At 69.7% G+C, this 14,738-nt stretch carries 18 protein-coding genes; 7 read left to right on the top strand and 11 right to left on the bottom strand.

Annotated elements, in window-relative coordinates:
• The first annotated feature begins 29 nt into the window (after positions 1-29).
• Positions 30-1,001, top strand: a complete 972-nt coding sequence (locus tag SK854_RS43970) for an alcohol dehydrogenase catalytic domain-containing protein (protein ID WP_319981128.1) — start codon at positions 30-32, stop codon at positions 999-1,001.
• Here SK854_RS43970 and SK854_RS43965 read toward each other — a convergent pair.
• The gene (locus tag SK854_RS43965; RefSeq protein ID WP_319981127.1) at positions 919-2,067 is read right to left on the bottom strand and encodes a YbfB/YjiJ family MFS transporter; all 1,149 of its coding nucleotides are present in this window, start codon (positions 2,065-2,067) and stop codon (positions 919-921) included. The genes SK854_RS43970 and SK854_RS43965 overlap by 83 nt on opposite strands.
• The gene (locus tag SK854_RS43960; RefSeq protein ID WP_319981126.1) at positions 2,064-2,354 is read right to left on the bottom strand and encodes a muconolactone Delta-isomerase family protein; all 291 of its coding nucleotides are present in this window, start codon (positions 2,352-2,354) and stop codon (positions 2,064-2,066) included. The genes SK854_RS43965 and SK854_RS43960 overlap by 4 nt, the downstream gene beginning before the upstream one ends.
• A gap of 238 nt (positions 2,355-2,592) precedes the next feature.
• On the opposite strand from SK854_RS43960, the gene SK854_RS43955 reads away from it, so the two are divergent.
• The 4 genes from SK854_RS43955 to SK854_RS43940 all read left to right on the top strand — a co-directional run bounded on the left by SK854_RS43955 (position 2,593) and on the right by SK854_RS43940 (position 5,387).
• Positions 2,593-3,519 (top strand): LysR family transcriptional regulator, encoded by a 927-nt coding sequence (locus tag SK854_RS43955; RefSeq protein WP_406601899.1) that lies wholly within the window; start codon positions 2,593-2,595, stop codon positions 3,517-3,519.
• 107 nt (positions 3,520-3,626) lie between these two features.
• Positions 3,627-4,328, top strand: a complete 702-nt coding sequence (locus tag SK854_RS43950) for an SDR family NAD(P)-dependent oxidoreductase (protein ID WP_319981124.1) — start codon at positions 3,627-3,629, stop codon at positions 4,326-4,328.
• A 1-nt stretch (position 4,329) separates the two neighbouring features.
• On the top strand, positions 4,330-4,665 hold the full coding sequence (locus tag SK854_RS43945; protein ID WP_319981123.1) for an SgcJ/EcaC family oxidoreductase: 336 nt from the start codon (positions 4,330-4,332) through the stop codon (positions 4,663-4,665).
• A gap of 65 nt (positions 4,666-4,730) precedes the next feature.
• Positions 4,731-5,387: a DEAD/DEAH box helicase family protein gene (locus SK854_RS43940; RefSeq protein ID WP_319981122.1), complete on the top strand. Its 657-nt coding sequence runs from the start codon at positions 4,731-4,733 to the stop codon at positions 5,385-5,387.
• Here SK854_RS43940 and SK854_RS43935 read toward each other — a convergent pair.
• Genes SK854_RS43935 through SK854_RS43920 form a run of 4 tightly spaced genes read right to left on the bottom strand, consistent with a single transcriptional unit; the run spans position 5,384 to position 9,320 of the window.
• The gene (locus SK854_RS43935; protein WP_319981121.1) at positions 5,384-7,699 is read right to left on the bottom strand and encodes a glycoside hydrolase family 65 protein; all 2,316 of its coding nucleotides are present in this window, start codon (positions 7,697-7,699) and stop codon (positions 5,384-5,386) included. The genes SK854_RS43940 and SK854_RS43935 overlap by 4 nt on opposite strands.
• Positions 7,696-8,373 (bottom strand): HAD family hydrolase, encoded by a 678-nt coding sequence (locus tag SK854_RS43930; RefSeq protein ID WP_319981120.1) that lies wholly within the window; start codon positions 8,371-8,373, stop codon positions 7,696-7,698. Before SK854_RS43930 ends, SK854_RS43935 begins: the two co-directional genes overlap by 4 nt.
• A gap of 7 nt (positions 8,374-8,380) precedes the next feature.
• Positions 8,381-8,593, bottom strand: coding sequence for a hypothetical protein (locus SK854_RS43925; RefSeq protein ID WP_319981119.1), 213 nt, complete (start codon positions 8,591-8,593; stop codon positions 8,381-8,383).
• 25 nt (positions 8,594-8,618) lie between these two features.
• Positions 8,619-9,320 (bottom strand): VIT1/CCC1 transporter family protein, encoded by a 702-nt coding sequence (locus SK854_RS43920; RefSeq protein ID WP_319981118.1) that lies wholly within the window; start codon positions 9,318-9,320, stop codon positions 8,619-8,621.
• A 179-nt stretch (positions 9,321-9,499) separates the two neighbouring features.
• Between SK854_RS43920 and SK854_RS43915 the strand changes: the two genes are divergently transcribed.
• Together SK854_RS43915 and SK854_RS43910 are read left to right on the top strand one after the other, a co-directional pair.
• Entirely contained in the window at positions 9,500-10,144 is a 645-nt protein-coding gene (locus SK854_RS43915) for a hypothetical protein (protein ID WP_319981117.1), read from the top strand.
• Between the two features lie 652 nt (positions 10,145-10,796).
• Positions 10,797-11,099, top strand: coding sequence for an iron-sulfur cluster biosynthesis protein (locus SK854_RS43910; RefSeq protein WP_319981116.1), 303 nt, complete (start codon positions 10,797-10,799; stop codon positions 11,097-11,099).
• 113 nt (positions 11,100-11,212) lie between these two features.
• Here the strand turns inward: SK854_RS43910 and SK854_RS43905 are convergent, their stop codons facing one another.
• From SK854_RS43905 to SK854_RS43885, 5 genes are all read right to left on the bottom strand, one after another.
• Positions 11,213-11,779, bottom strand: a complete 567-nt coding sequence (locus SK854_RS43905; RefSeq protein WP_319981115.1) for a LysM peptidoglycan-binding domain-containing protein — start codon at positions 11,777-11,779, stop codon at positions 11,213-11,215.
• A 165-nt stretch (positions 11,780-11,944) separates the two neighbouring features.
• Positions 11,945-12,931, bottom strand: a complete 987-nt coding sequence (locus SK854_RS43900) for a C40 family peptidase (protein WP_319981114.1) — start codon at positions 12,929-12,931, stop codon at positions 11,945-11,947.
• 222 nt (positions 12,932-13,153) lie between these two features.
• Positions 13,154-14,131 carry a C40 family peptidase gene (locus SK854_RS43895; protein WP_319981113.1) on the bottom strand — a complete coding sequence of 326 codons (978 nt, stop codon included), beginning with the start codon at positions 14,129-14,131 and terminating at the stop codon, positions 13,154-13,156.
• Between the two features lie 63 nt (positions 14,132-14,194).
• A complete protein-coding gene (locus tag SK854_RS43890) occupies positions 14,195-14,347 on the bottom strand; it encodes a hypothetical protein (RefSeq protein ID WP_319981112.1) in 153 nt (50 codons plus the stop codon).
• A 49-nt stretch (positions 14,348-14,396) separates the two neighbouring features.
• Positions 14,397-14,714 carry a hypothetical protein gene (locus tag SK854_RS43885; RefSeq protein WP_319981111.1) on the bottom strand — a complete coding sequence of 106 codons (318 nt, stop codon included), beginning with the start codon at positions 14,712-14,714 and terminating at the stop codon, positions 14,397-14,399.
• Between the last annotated feature and the right edge of the window lie 24 nt (positions 14,715-14,738).

The following is a 14,738-nucleotide window of genomic DNA, read 5'->3' as shown; positions in this document are numbered from 1 at the left end:
TCGCTGTTGATATGTCAAGAATGGTCTTCATGCGCGCACTGACGGTTGATCTTGCACGGCCCGGGTCCCTGTCCCTGACCGAACTGTCCGATCCGGAGCCGGGACCGGAGGACCTGCTGGTCGAGGGCGTGGCGATCGGCATCTGCGGGACGGACCGCGAGATCGTGCGCGGCGAGTTCGGCGTCGGCGGAACTCTCGTGATCGGGCACGAGTCGCTCGGACGGGTGATCAGCGGACCGGGGTTCGAGCCGGGGTCGCTGGTCGCCGGAGTGGTCCGCAGACCCGATCCGGTGCCGTGCGTGGCGTGTGCGCGCGGAGAGTTCGACATGTGCCGGAACGGGCAGTACACCGAGCGCGGGATCACGGGCCTCGACGGCTACGGCTCGACTTTGTGGACAGTGCCCGCCGCTTATGCCGTCGGTGTCAGTTCCCCGACAGGTGTTCTGGTCGAGCCGGCGTCGGTGGTCGTGAAGGCGTGGGAGCGGCTGGACCGGCTGGCGCCGTTCCCGTTCGAGAGCGTGCTGGTGACGGGAGCCGGGCCGATCGGGCTGCTGGCGGCGTTGATCGGGGTGCAGCGAGGACTGGACGTGCACGTGTTCGACCTGGCCGCCGACGGCCCGAAGCCCGCGCTCGTCGAGTCGCTCGGCGCCACCTACCACCGGACGCTGCCCGACTGCCCGGTCGTGATCGAGGCGACCGGGGCGCCGTCACTGGTCGCGCGGCTGCTCGGGCGCGACCTGGTGTGCCTGACCGGGGTGCCGTCGACCGAGGTGATCCCGGCCGACATCGGGCAGATCAACCGGGACATGGTGCTGCGCAACGGGATCGTGTTCGGGACGGTCAACGCGAACGTGCGGCACTACCGGGAGGCCTCGGCGGTGCTGGACCGCGCGGACGACGCCTGGCTGTCGGCGATGATCACTCGGCGGGTGCCGCTGGAATCCTTCGCGGAGGCGTTCGAGTCGCGTCCCGGTGACGTGAAAGTGGTGCTGGAGCTGTGATCGCGGCCAGCGCGACGATCGCGGCCGCCAGCAGCAACGCCTGGTGGTAGCCGTTGTGCAGCAACGGGGTGGCGACGAGCGGGCCGATGATCTGGCCCGCCGAGTAGCCGGCCGTGAGGGTGGCCGCGGCTCTCGGGAAGCCGAGGTCGGTGCCGAGCTTGAGGGCGGTGGCGGCGATGCCGATGAACGTGCCGCCGAACAGGACGACCGCGATCAGGGCGGCGGCGGTGGTGCTGACGAGTGCGGGCAGCGCGATGCCCACGGCCTGGACGGCGAGGGCGGCCACCAGCACCGGGCGGCCGTTGCCGAGCCGGGCCATCAGGACGGGGGAGAGGGCGGCGGAGACTCCGACCAGGATCCACGAGGTGCTGCCGAGAGGGCCGCTGATCGCCGCGACCAGGAACGTTCCCGCGATGATGTAGCCGACGCCTTCGAGGGTGTAAGCGGCGAACAGGGTGGCGAACGCTCGCCGGGTGGAACGGCTCACGCGTGGCTCGTGCGGCCGCTGGATCGATCCCGACTCACCGGCCCCCAGGGGGCGTCGAGCCCCCACTCCAATCATCTCAGGCAGGTCTGACAGTTTCGGTGCGCCGGGCTCCAGCCCCCACGCCACGGCCGTCAGCACCGCCGCCATGCCGGCCGCCAGCCACCAGGCCGTCCCCCAGTCGCTCCAGCCCAGCAGCCCCGACAACGCGATCCCCACCCCGACGCCGCTCATACCCCACCCCGGTCGCGCGTTCACCGCCGCCACGAACACCACCGCGCTCGCCACCCCGGCCACCAGCCGCAGCACGAACCACGCGGCCATGCCGTGCACCAGCGGCATCCCGGCGAGGGTGGCCACGAGCAGCACGAGCGCGACACGGTTCGTGGTCCGTGACGGCGCCCGCACGATCGTGGCGAGCGCACCGACGAAGTAGCCCAGGTAGTTGGCGGTGGCCAGGGACGCGGCCGAGGCGGCGGACAGACCTGCCTGCGCGGTCATCAGCGGCAGGATCGGCGTGTAGACGAACCGTCCGATTCCCATGGCCGCCGCGAGTGCCGCGGCGGCCTGGCGGGCGCTCACAGCCGGCCGGGGTCGTTCGGGTGAGGTTGCACGGCCGTGACGGTGAACGCCATCCACGGGCTCAACGGCAGCGTGCCGAGCACATGAGCGTGCAGGTCGGCCTCGTCGTCGGCCCGCCACAGACCGATGCTGCGCATCTCGCCGATCGGCCGCCACAGCCGGACGAGGTTGCCGCTCGTGGTGAGTTCCTTGGCCCGCACCGCTTCGGCCGCGCGGCGCGAGTCCACTTCGGACTGGGGTGTGCCGTCCGGGATCGTGGTGGTGATCTCGACGATGAACTCTCTCATGACCTCATCGTGCGACCCCGCGGCGACGGACGCCACGACCGGCTTTCTCCTGCGTGGGAGCCTGAGCCTCCTAGGTCGTGTCCTGCAGGTCCGTTCGATGAGAGTCACGGGCGAGAGACCCGGAGGCGGTGCCGCCCGAGCGCCCTCATACCGGGCGTATTCGGGCGTTCCGGCGGTGCCGCCTCCGGGGCCCTCGGCCGCGACTGTCGCGGACGAGACCTGCAGGACGCGACCTAGGATGCCCGATGTGGAACTGCGTCAACTCCGGTACTTCCTCGCGGTCGCCGAAGAACTGCACTTCGGCCGGGCGGCGGCGCGTCTGCTGATCGCGGGGCCGTCGTTGTCGCAGCAGATCAAGGCGCTCGAACGGGACCTCGGCGTGCCGCTGTTCGCCCGTGACCGCCGCACCGTCGCGCTGACGTCCGCCGGTGCCGCGCTGGTCCCCGAGGTGCGGGCGCTGCTCGAACGGGCCGATGAGCTGCAACGGCACGCGCGACAGCTGTCCGGGTCGCGGCCGGTGCGGATCGGGTACGTGAACTGGCTGCCGCCGGACCTGACCGCCCGCACGGCCGGGGTCGCGCAGCTCTACGTGGACGCCTGGGTCGTGCCGTCGCACCAGCAGGCGGCGCGGGTGGCGGACGGCAGCCTCGACCTGGCCGTGTGCTGGATCCGCAGGTCCGAAGCGGCCCAACTCGGCCTGACCGCGCAACTGCTCGGCGCGGATCGGCTGTACGCGGTGGCGGTGGGCACGGACACGAGTCCCGTCCAGGCCAAGGACATCGCGGTGCTGGTGGACGACGACGTGACGTCGTGGCAGTCCTGGAACGACTACGCCGAGGAGTTCGCGCGGGACACCGGCTGTGCCGTCCGGCGCATCCACAACGGCGCCATCACCGGGCCGGCGTTCTTCGACCACGTGCGGGTGTGCACGACGCCGGTGCTCAACTCGCCGAAGGGGCAGACGACGCCGTTGCCGCCGGATCTCGTGCAACGGCCCGTCGTCGATCCCGAGGTCGTGTGGACCTGGTCGCTGGTGCGCCGCGAGGACGAGGAACGGGCGGACGTCATCGCCGCCGCCGACGCGATCGTGCGGAACGTCGGCGACCTCGGTCTGGACCGCGCGTGGCTGCCCTCGGACGACCCCTATCGTGCGCTGAGAGGCTGAGCCTCGCACGAGGGAGGAAACGGGTCGCAATTCCGCGAAATGAACCCGGTTCGCGGGCCGTTGTGGCTGTCAGATCCGCTACTCCTCCTTCGAAAGCGAGCAGGAAAATGACCAGCAAGGTGGCAATCGTCACGGGAGCGTCGCAGGGAATTGGCGCGGCACTCGTTCCCGCCTATCGCAAGCTCGGCTATTCGGTTGTCGCGGTCTCGCGTTCCATCGACGCTTCCGACGACCCCGAGGTGCTCGCGATTCGCGCCGACCTCAGCAAGACGGGCGAGGGCGCACGGGTCGTCCAGGAGACGCTGGCGCGGTTCGGCCGCGTCGACTCGCTCGTGAACAACGCCGGCATCTTCGTCGCCAAGCCGTTCACCGAGTACACCGACGAGGACTTCGCGACCGTCACCGGTACCAACCTCATCGGGTTCTTCGACATCACGCGTGCCGCCGTGGCGGCGATCGGCGACAACGGCGGCCACGTCGTGAACGTGTCCACGACCCTGGTCGATCACGCGCTGTCCGCGGTCCCGTCCGCGCTCGCGTCGCTGACCAAGGGCGGTCTGAACGCCGTCACCAAGTCCCTCGCCGTCGAGTACGCGGCCAGGAACATCCGCTTCAACACCGTCGCGCTCGGCATCATCAAGACGCCGATGCACGCCCCGGAGACCCACGAGACGCTCGCCGGGCTGCACCCCGTCGGCCGGATCGGCGAGATCTCCGAGGTCGTGGACGCGATCACGTTCCTCGAACAGGCCGGCTTCGTGACGGGCGAGATCCTGCACGTCGACGGCGGCCAGAGCGCGGGGCACTGACATGGTCCTCGAAGACGTCATGGACCGGTGGAAGGACGCCGTGGACGCGCACGATCCCGAGCGCGTGGCGTCGAACTTCACCGAGGACGCCCTTTTCCAGGGGCTGCACCCGTACGGAGTCGGACGGCAGGCTGTCGCGGCCTACTACGATTCCCAGCCCATCGGCCTGAAGGCCGAGTACAAGATTCTGGAAACGCGCCGGCTGGCCGAAGATCTGGTTCTCGGCTATTTGTCCGTCGATTTCTCGTTCGTCGACCGGCCCACCATCACCGTCAACCTGAGCGTGCTGGTGAAGGGAGACCTGATCGCGCATTATCAGGTCTCCCGACTGGGCTAGGGGCGCGGCCCCGCAGGCCGGGAAAACCTTTCGAGGACACCACCCCGGCCTGCCACCCTGGTGCGATGCTGCTCAAGCTGACCGGCTCCAGCTGTTCGGGCAAGACCACGCTCGCCTTCTCCGCGGGCGACCGGCTGGGGCGGCTCGCCGTGCACGACTTCGACGAGGTCGGCGTACCTGACAGCGCCGATCGCCACTGGCGTCACCGCGAGACCGAGAGGTGGGTGCGTCGCGCGCTGGAGTACCAGGACCGCGGGGTCGACCTCCTGCTCACCGGGCAATCCCCGCTGGGAGAGGTGCTGGCCGCTCCCAGCGCCCCGCTGCTGGAGGGAATCGCGGTGTGCCTGGTCGACGTGTCCGACGAGGTCAGGCGGAGCAGACTCACCACGCGCGACGCGGGCCGGTGGGACGCGCCGACGGTCGACGCCTTCCTCGGCTGGGCCGCCTGGCACCGCGAGCACGCCAGGAATCCCCGGCACCTGCCCGAGGCCGTCATCGACGGCAGCTGGCCTCGGATGGCCTGGCACCGGTGGACCGGGTGGACCGCCGACGATCAGCGGTGGTCCACCCACCTGGTCGACACCACGGACCGGCCCGTCGCGGAATCCGCGGATCAGGTCGAGCAATGGGTGACCCAGCAGCGCGACGCGCTCCGATCCGGTCGGCTCCCCCTCTCACGGGGCTGGTCGGATCCGGCAGTCGCCCGAGCCGATCACCACTAGTGTCTGCGAGGCTCCCGGCCGAACGGCGACGGAGGTCGCTCGAGGTCGGGAGCCTTCGGGATCGGCATGGTCACCGGGGCGTCCGCCGTGATCGTGATCGTCTCGCCGTGGTGCTTCGTGGTCAGCGACGTGCCGTCCACGATCCGGTAGGTGGCCTCGCTCTGGCACACGTCCACAGCGATTCTCGTGCCCTGGAACGACATTCGGAACGAGAAGCGGGTCAGCTCGGCCGGCATCCGCGGCGCGAACGTCAGCTCGCCGCCGTGGTCGCGCATGCCGCCGAACCCGGCCACCAGCGCCGTCCACGCACCCGCCAGCGACGCCATGTGCAGGCCGTTGGTGACGTTGCCGTGCAGGTCGTGCAGATCGGTGAACGCGGCCTCGACGAGGTAGTCGAACGCCAGCCCGAGGTGCCCGACCTCGGCCGCCAGCACCGCCTGCGTGCCCGCCGACAACGACGAGTCGCGCACCGTGCGGGCCTCGTAGTAGGCGAAGTTGCGGGCCTTCTCGTCCTCGGTGAACGCGTCGCCGCGCACGTGCATCGCGAGCACCAGGTCCGCCTGCTTCACAACCTGGCGGCGGTACAGGTCGAAGTACGGGAAGTGCAGCAGCAGCGGGTACTTCTCCTCCGGGGTGTTCTCGAAGTCCCACTCGGCGTGCTTGGTGAAGTTGTCCGCCTGCGGATGCACCTGCAGCATCTCGTCGTACGGGATCGCCATCGCGTCCGCGGCCCTGCGCCAGGCCGCGATCTCTTCTTCCGTCGCGTCACAGGGATTCCGTTCGGCGGCGTTGGCGGCCGCCCGCAGGTTCTGCTGCGCGATCAGGTTCGTGTAGACGTTGTTGTCGACGATCGCCGAGTACTCGTCCGGGCCCGTCACCCCGTCGATGCGGAACCCGTCGTGCCGGTCGTGATGGCCCAGCGAGCACCACAGCCGTGCGGTCTCCACGAGGATCTCGGTGGCTTCGTCGCGGTCGAAGTCCTCGTCACCGGTGGCGTTCAGGTACTGCTGGGTGGCGTAGGCGACGTCGCCGGAGACGTGGAACGCGGCCGTGCCCGCGGGCCAGTACGCGGAGCACTCGGCGCCGTTGATCGAACGCCACGGGAACGCGGCGCCCTTGAGCCCCAGCACTTTCGCGCGGTCGCGGGCCTTGTCCAAAGTGGCGTGACGCCACCGCAGCGCGTCGCGGGCGGCGTCGGGCAGCGTGTAGGTGAGCACCGGGAGCACGAACATCTCGGTGTCCCAGAACGCGTGGCCGTCGTAGCCCGGTCCGGTGAGACCTTTTCCAGGGATGGCACGGGATTCACCGCGCGCCCCGGCCTGCAGGATGTGGAACAGCGCGAACCTGATCGCCTGCTGCAGCTGGTCGTCGCCGTCGATCTCGATGTCGGCGACCTCCCAGAAGTCGTCCAGGAACTCCTTCTGCTCCCCGACGAGCCCCTCCCAGCCGGTCTGGCACGCACCGGCCAGAGCCGCCTCGACCTGCGCTCGCAGCGCTGGCGTCGACCGCTGCCCCGACCAGCCGTAGGCCAGGTACTTGGTCAGCTTCAGGCACCCGCCCGCCGGTACGTCGACGGCCGCGGTGAACCGGGCCAGGTCGTCCTCGGCGCGGATCTCGGTGCGGACGTCGACGCCGTCGACCTCGACCTCGTGGTCCATCGCGGCGGCCATGCGCAGACCGGACACCTTGGTGCGGTGGCACAGCACCGCCCGCATCTTCTCGGCCATCTTGAAGTCGTTGACCAGCGGGGCGTCCAGCGCGGCGGCGACGCGGGGATCGTTGCTGCGGCTCACGGTCGGCTCGTTGGCCAGCAGATCGGACTGCACGACGAGCTGCAGGTCGTCCATCGGCTCGACCTCGTAGCGGATGGCCACGACCGCGCGCTGCGTGAACGACACCAGCCGTTCGCTGCGCACGGTCACACGCCTGCCCGTCGGCGACTCCCAGACCGTGCGGCGGCGCAACGTGCCGGAGCGGAAGTCGAGCGTGCGTTCGTGCTCGATGGCGTTGCCGTAGCGCATGTCCAGCGGCTCGTCCTCGACCAGCAGCCGGATGATCTTGCCGTCGGTGACGTTGACGACGGTCTGGCCCGCCTCCGGGTAGCCGTAGCCGCCCTCGCCGTACGGCAGCTGGTGCTCTTCGTAGAAGCCGTTGAGGTACGTGCCGGGCAGTCCGCGCGGCTCGCCCTCGTCGAGCGTGCCGCGCAGGCCGATGTGGCCGTTGGCCAGTGCGAACGTCGACTCGGTCTGGTGCAGGTCGTCCACCGACAGACCCTGCCACCGCAGCTGCCACGGTTCGACGGCGTAGCTCATGAGAGCAGCTCGTCGAGCTCGTCGACGACCACGTCGGCGCCGTGCGACTTCAGCGCGTCACGCTGGTGGCCGCGGTCGACGCCCACGACGAACCCGAAACCGCCGTCGTGCCCCGCCTGCACGCCCGCGAGCGCGTCCTCGAAGACCGCGGCGTTCTCCGGTGCCGTCTTCAGTCTTCTGGCGCCCTCGACGAACGAGTCCGGCGCCGGTTTGCCCCGCAGGTTCGACGCGGTGATCACGTTGCCGTCCACCAGCGCGTCGACGTAGTCGAGCAGGTTGCCGGAACGCAGCACGCGCATGGCGTTGGCCGAGGACGTGACGACGCCGATGGGCAGGCCGGCCTCGCGCGCGGCCTTGAGATAGCTGACCGACGCGGGGTACGGCGTGATGCCCTCTTTGTCGATGATCTCGTTGACCAGGTCGTTCTTCTGGTCGCCGATGCGGCGGATCTCGTCCTCCGACGGCGTGAGTCCGCGCGAGGTCAGGAAGCTGCGGACACCGTCGTAGCGCGGCTTTCCGTCCACGTACGCGAGATAGTCCTGCTCGCTGAACGACTGGCCCATGGCTTCGAACGTCTGCCGCCAGGCCTGCCGGTGCAGCACGGCGGTGCTGGTGAGCACGCCGTCGAGGTCGAACAGCAGTGCTGTGATCTTGTCCGGGAGGCCGAGGCTCATGGTTCGATCATGCACCCGTCTCGCCGACATCGCTGCGTTCTTCTTTGAGGCGTTCATCGAGCGGCCTTGGATGTGCCTGCTCGTACTCGGTCGTTCCGTACCGGTTGGACTCGGCCCAGCCTTCCTCCGGCTCGGTCTCCAGCGGGTCGTGGCCGAGGTTGTCCTCGTCGAGACCCTCGACTTCGCTCTCCTGGATGTAGGCACCGCGTTCTTCGCTCATGTCCACCGCAATACCCAGTTCGGCGTCATCCAATGCTTTGGCCGACGAGCGAACCGATCGCATAGGTGACGCCCATGGCGATCAGGCCGCCCACGACGTTGCGGACGACGGCACGCCGCTTGGCCGCGCCGCTGAGCCTGGCGCTGACGAAGCCGGTGAGAGCCAGGGCGAGGATCGCGGCGACGACGGTGACCGGCACGCGCAGGGTGGTGCTCGTGAACGCGATCGCGGCGAGCGGGAGCAGGGCGCCGATGGTGAACGCGATGAAGCTCGCGATGGCGGCGCCCCACGGGTTCGTCAGCTCGTCCGGGTCGATGTGCAGCTCGGCCTCGGCGTGGGCGGCCAGGGCGTCGTGCTCGGTGAGCTGCTTGGCGACCTCCTCGGCGGTGTCCGCGTCGAGGCCCTTGCCCTCGTAGATCTCCTTGAGCTCTTCGAGCTCCTGCTCCGGCATGTCCCGGAGCTCTCTGCGCTCCTGGGCGAGGAGGGCGCGTTCGGCGTCGCGCTGGCTGCTGACGGACACGTACTCGCCGCTGGCCATGGACATCGCGCCCGCGAAGAGGCCGGCGAGACCCGCGACGAGGATCTGGGCGCGGTCCGTGGTGGCTCCGGCGACACCCACCACGAGGCTGGCGGTGGAGACGATGCCGTCGTTCGCGCCGAGGACTCCCGCGCGCAGCCAGTTCATCCGGTCGCCGGTGACCTCGTCGTGGGGCTCGTGGTGGGTCATTTCCGCAGGTTAGCGCTGGGGTCCCCGAGTGCCCGGTGACCACGCCGCGACCCCGGTCGGACTCTGCTGAACGGGTGAGTTTCCCCTGGTCAGAGCCTGGAGGTTCATTTTTTGTCAGACCCCCGTGGCATCCTGTCGAACAGGTGTTCGTCAGGCGTGCTAGAGGAGGTCAGTTCCCGATGCAGATCGAACCCCGTCGCTGGCCAGGCCGAGTGGTGCCGTCCACCGACGCCGACGTGGACGTCGCCGTCGAGTCCCTGTGCGTGCGCGCCTCGTGGCCGGACGCCGACCGCCGCTGGGTCCGGCGCCTGCTCGAACCGTGGTTCACGGCGGGCTGGTGCGTCGACGCCCTGCTCGTGGCCATCGACAAGAAGCCGGACGGCACCCGCCAGGGCCGCCCTCGCTCGCGTGCCCAGGTGGCGCACGAGTTCCTGCGCGCCCGCCTGCGCACCTGGACGGCGGACGGCGCGGGCCTAGCCAAGCCACCGTTGTCCGGCGTCTCGCTCGGCGAGTGGTACCGGGTGAACCGCCGCAACGCCGCCCTGCACGCCCCACGCCGCGCGACCGGCCTCACGTCGGACGGCGAGCGCGCACGGGCGGAGTCGCGCGCCCTGGCCCACCGCCGCGACCCGGTGGAGCGCAGCCGCGAGAAGGGGCGGCGCCGCCAGGAGGTGCTCGACAGCCTGCTCACGCCGGGGCAGGAGGTGCCGTCGTTCGCCGACTCTTGGAAGCTGGTCGCCGAACTGGTGCCGGTGCCGCGGGTGTGCTCGGCCTGCGGGCACGTGCGGAACGAGGTGTCGCGGCAGGCGCACCGCGTCGCGTGACGGGTTCGGCTACCGGAGAGAGGTTCTGTGTCGGGCGTCGGTGGCGTCGTGGCAGGTGCATCGCGTCGGGTGGCGCGTCCGGTCACCGGAGTGAGGTCCTGGTCCAGGCGTTGGTGGTGTTCCGGCGGGCGGGTCGCATCGCGTGACGCGTCCGGTTACTGGAGTGAGGTCCTGGGCCAGCCGTCGCGGCAGGCGCACCGCGCCGCGCGTCCGGTCACCGGAGAGAAGTCCTGTGTCAGACGTTGGTGATGTTGGCAGCGCATCGCATCGCATCGCGTCGCGTGACGCGCCCGGTTACTGGAGAGAGGTCCTGGGCCAGGCGCCGGTGGTCACCGGCAGGCGCATCGCGTCGCGTGACAGGGGCCCGGTGACCTGGGGGAGAAGTCCTGCGCCAGGTGTCGACGGCGTGGGCGTCAGGAGCGGCACGGTTGTCGGCGGCGTCGCCGCCTGGGTGCCTGGGTGGCGGCGCCGTCCCTGTTCGCCACGAGCGTCGGACTGATGCGGTCCCGCCCGCAGGCGGTGACACCGGGCCCGCAGAGCACCACGGCCCGCCCAACGGGCCTTCTACCTGGGACTTCGGCGTGCGGTGATTGAGAACGGTTCAGGCCGGGAACACGGAACGAGTTTCTTGTTTCCGATGTTAGGGGCCGACATGCTCGAAGTGACGCCGATGGCTGCCGAGGTCATCAACGAGCTGACCTCCCAGTCCGATGGCACCACCGACGACACCGGCCTGCGCTTCGCCCTGGCCACCGAACAGAACAGCCAGGCCGCCCTGGAGCTGTCGCTGAGCCAGCCCGTCGACGGGGACGAGGTGGTGGCGGCGCCCGCAGGGGCGAAGGTCATCCTGGAGCCGGCCGCCGCCGAGTACCTGGAGGACAAGGTCCTCGACGTGCGCCAGGACGACGAGGGCAACCCGGCCTTCGCGATCGCGCGCCAGGACCAGCCTGGCTGAGCGCGAGGAATTCTTGGTCAGGTGGGATCAGCGTTGATCATGCCTGACGTGCGAAACGGGCCGGACCCCTCAGGACGTGAGGGGATCCGGCCCGTCTCGTGACACCCCCGGGATCAGGGAATGGTCAGCACCTGACCGGGGTGGATGAGGTCCGGGTTCGAGATCCCGTTGGCGGACGCGATGTCGCCGTAGCGGTTGCCGTCGCCGTAGAAGCGCTCGGCGATCGCCCACAGCGAGTCGCCGCCCTCGACGGTGTAGGTCTGCACGGCCGGCGCGGCGGGCGCGGCCGAGGCCTCCTCGACCGGGGCCGGAGCCGGAGCGGCCGCCTCGGGGGTGGGCTGCGGCGTGTCGGTGTTGGTGTTGCTGGCCCACCGTGCGCTGCCGTCGGCGGCGAACACGACCAGGTTCCTGTCGTCCTGCAGGACCAGGCGCGAGCCCTCGTTGCCCTGGGTGCCGGTGGACCACACGGCGTTCTCGTCGCTCGTGTAGAGCACGAAGTTGCCGTCGTCCTGCAGCTTGGCCCGCACCGCGCCCTTGCCGTCGGTGCCGCTGGCCCACACCGTGCCGGAGTCCTCCGAGAGCACCAGGTTCCCGTCGGACTGCAGGGTCAGCATGTACCCGTTGACGCTCGTCAACTGCTGGCCGCGGGTGATTTCCTGCCCGGCTTGCAAGGTGTCCACTACAACGCTCCACTTCGGACGACGGCGGCCGCCCGAAACGGCGGCGCCCGAAGCGGAACCTAGTCAAGGCGGGCCCGTCCCGCAGGGCCACGAAAGCACGTGCACCCGAGGGAGTGAAAAACGCCCCCTGCCAGAAGGCAGGGGGCGTTCGACAAGATCTGGAGGTCAGCCCTCGATGCGGCGGATGACCGAGATCGGGCCGATCGAGTCGATGTCGGCGATCTTCACCGGCACACCCTCGGTCGACGCGTGCACGGCGCGAATGCCGTCCACCGCCATCGCCACGTGGGACTGGCTCGAGTAGTAGACGATGATGTCGCCGGCCTTGACCTCGCTACGGCTGACCGAGCGACCGGCGGCCGCCTGCGCGTAGCTGGTGCGGCCGATGGAGACGCCCGCCGAGGCGTACGCCTTCTGGATCAGCGACGAGCAGTCCCACGAGTTCGGGCCGTTGGAGCCGTAGACGTAGGGCTCGCCGCGCTGGTCGAGTGCGAACTGCAGAGCCCGGCCCGCGGCACCGGCCGGGACCGAGATGTTCGACATGTCGCCGTTCTGCAGCATCTGGTTCTTGACCGTGGAGCTCAGGCCGTCGTAGACCTTCTTGGCGTCCGCGAGCTGCTTGTCGAGGTCAGCCTTCTTCTGGTCCATTTCGGCCAGCAGCTTCTTCGACGTCTCGGTCGCCTCGGTCGCCGTCTTCGTCGCGTTGTCCGCGGCGTTGACGGCGTCGGTCAGCTTCTGCAGCGCCTCGGCGTTGTCGGCCGCGAGGATGTTGATGGCCGACATGCGGTTGAGGAAGTCCTGCTGCGAGTCGCTCACCAGCAGTGCGGAGATCTGGCTGAAGTTCGCGCCCGAGTTGGTGGCCTCGGTGAGGAGGTCCACCTGCCCGCGGAGTTCTTCCTCGGCCTTCTGGGCGCTGGCCAGGTCACCCTTGGCCTTGTCCAGCTCACCCTGCTTGGCCTTGAGGTCGTCCTGGACCTTCAGGTGGTCCTGGTTGAGCTTGGACGCCTGCTCCTGCAGCTCGTTGTACTTCTTGAGCGCGTCCGCGGCGTTGGGCTGTGCGGTGGCCGGCGCCGTCGGGAGCGCCGCCGCGACGACTGCTGCCGTCGCTACGAGAGCTCCACGCACGATGCGGCGTGAGGGTTGCGACACCACGTCGCGGTTCCTCCTTTTTCCTGGCAGCCGCCCCGCGAGAACTACTCCGCGTAAGGCGACAACCTTGGCGTGTGCCCCGAGTGGGTTAACTGCTGGGCCGAAGGTCTCGGACAGGTTACGGAATGACCTTGCCCTCGTCTAGCACCGGGTCCTCAGCAGTTCACCTGGAGGCACGCTCTCACAGTCGTCCACGTGGGTTTATCGCGGGGTGGGAGAGAACCGTCACCCGACAACCCGGCGAATCACCGAAATGGGTCCGATCGAGTCGATGTTCGCGATCTTCACCGGCACGCCCTCGGTGGACGCGTGCACCGCGCGGGTGCCGTCGACGGCCATGGCCACATGCGACTGACCTGCGTAGTAGATGATGAGGTCGCCGGGCGCGACTTCGCCGCGACCCACACCGCGACCGACCTTCGCCTGGTCGTAGGTGACGCGCGGAATGGACACGCCCGCGGCGCGGTAGGCGGCCTGCATCAGCGACGAGCAGTCCCACGAGTTCGGTCCGTTCGAGCCGAACACGTACGGCTTGCCCTGCTCGCCCAGCGCGAAGTTCAGGGCGACCCCGGCCGCGCCCGCCGGCACGTTCACGGAGCCCACGGGCACCTTCGGGCCGGGATTGGCCAGCGTCTGCCGCTGCGGGGCGGTCAGCGACTGGAGCTTGTTCCGCGCGACCGTCACCTGCTGGTCCATGGCGACCTTGCGGGTGGACACCTCACCGGCGAGCTTGTCCGCCGCCGAGGCTGCCGCGGCGGCGTCGGTGCGCGCCTTCGTGGCCGCGGCCAGCGTGGCGCTCATGCGCGACACCGCCTCGTTCTGGTCGGCGGCGATGATGTTCATCGCCTGCATGCGTTCCAGGAAGTCCTGCTGGGACGTCGAGGTCAGGAACGCCGACAGGTCGTTGAGCCGGGCGCCCTCGAACGTCGCCTCGGTCAGCGTGTCGACCTGGCCGCGGAACTGCTCCGACTCGGCCAGCGCCTTCTTCTCCGCCTCGGTGGCGGCGACCACGATCCCGTTCGCCCTCGACAGGTCGCTCTGCGCCTTGAGGTGGTCCTGGCTGAGCGTCTCGGCCTCTCGCGTCAGGTCGTTGTAGACCTTGAGCGCGTCGTCGGCTGGTTGCGCGTGCGCCGAAGGCATCGACACCACCGTCGCGGCGATCACGGCGGCCAAAGCGGTAGTCCTTGCAGCACGGCCGGGCACGCGGCCTCCTCAGGAGTCGGAATCGGCTACTGAGGAGGCGTACGGCCGAACGGGCGCAGGGGTTCAGTCGAGGTCGACGAGCGGTCCGTCGACCACGAGCACCGGTGCGTCGAACTCGACGTCCACGAGTTCGTCGGCGAGCGCGGGTGAAGCGCTCACGAGGGCGATCCCGGCGGTGGTGGCCAGAACGGTCGCGATGCGTGAAGTGATAGACACGAAGAGCAACATATTGTGTCAAAGGGACAATTCGGGCGGTGTCACCCGATCAGGCGGCCCGGTGTGCCTCGATCGAGGCACGGCACGCGGCGAGCAGACGGGCGGTGGCGGCGCTGCCCCCGTGCCCACAGCGGGGGCAGCGCATCGCGACGGCACCGGCGAGCTCGTCGACCACGACGCCCAGCGGCGAGTCGCAGCCGCGGCACCAGCGGTGCCGCGTGACCGGGTTGACGTGCACCGGCGACGAGACGCACTGGTGGATCCAGCGACCGTGCACGTGGCAGGTCAGGCGGTCGTCGGGCGCCAGGACGCCGTCGTCCTCCGCGTGGTCTTCCTCGACCAGTGTGGCGATGAGCGTGGCGATCATGGCGACCCTCCGATCCGGAACCTT

The organism is Lentzea sokolovensis, from assembly GCF_033949975.1.
Lineage (GTDB): Bacteria > Actinomycetota > Actinomycetes > Mycobacteriales > Pseudonocardiaceae > Lentzea > Lentzea sokolovensis.
This window is presented reverse-complemented; position numbering and strand designations above follow the sequence as displayed.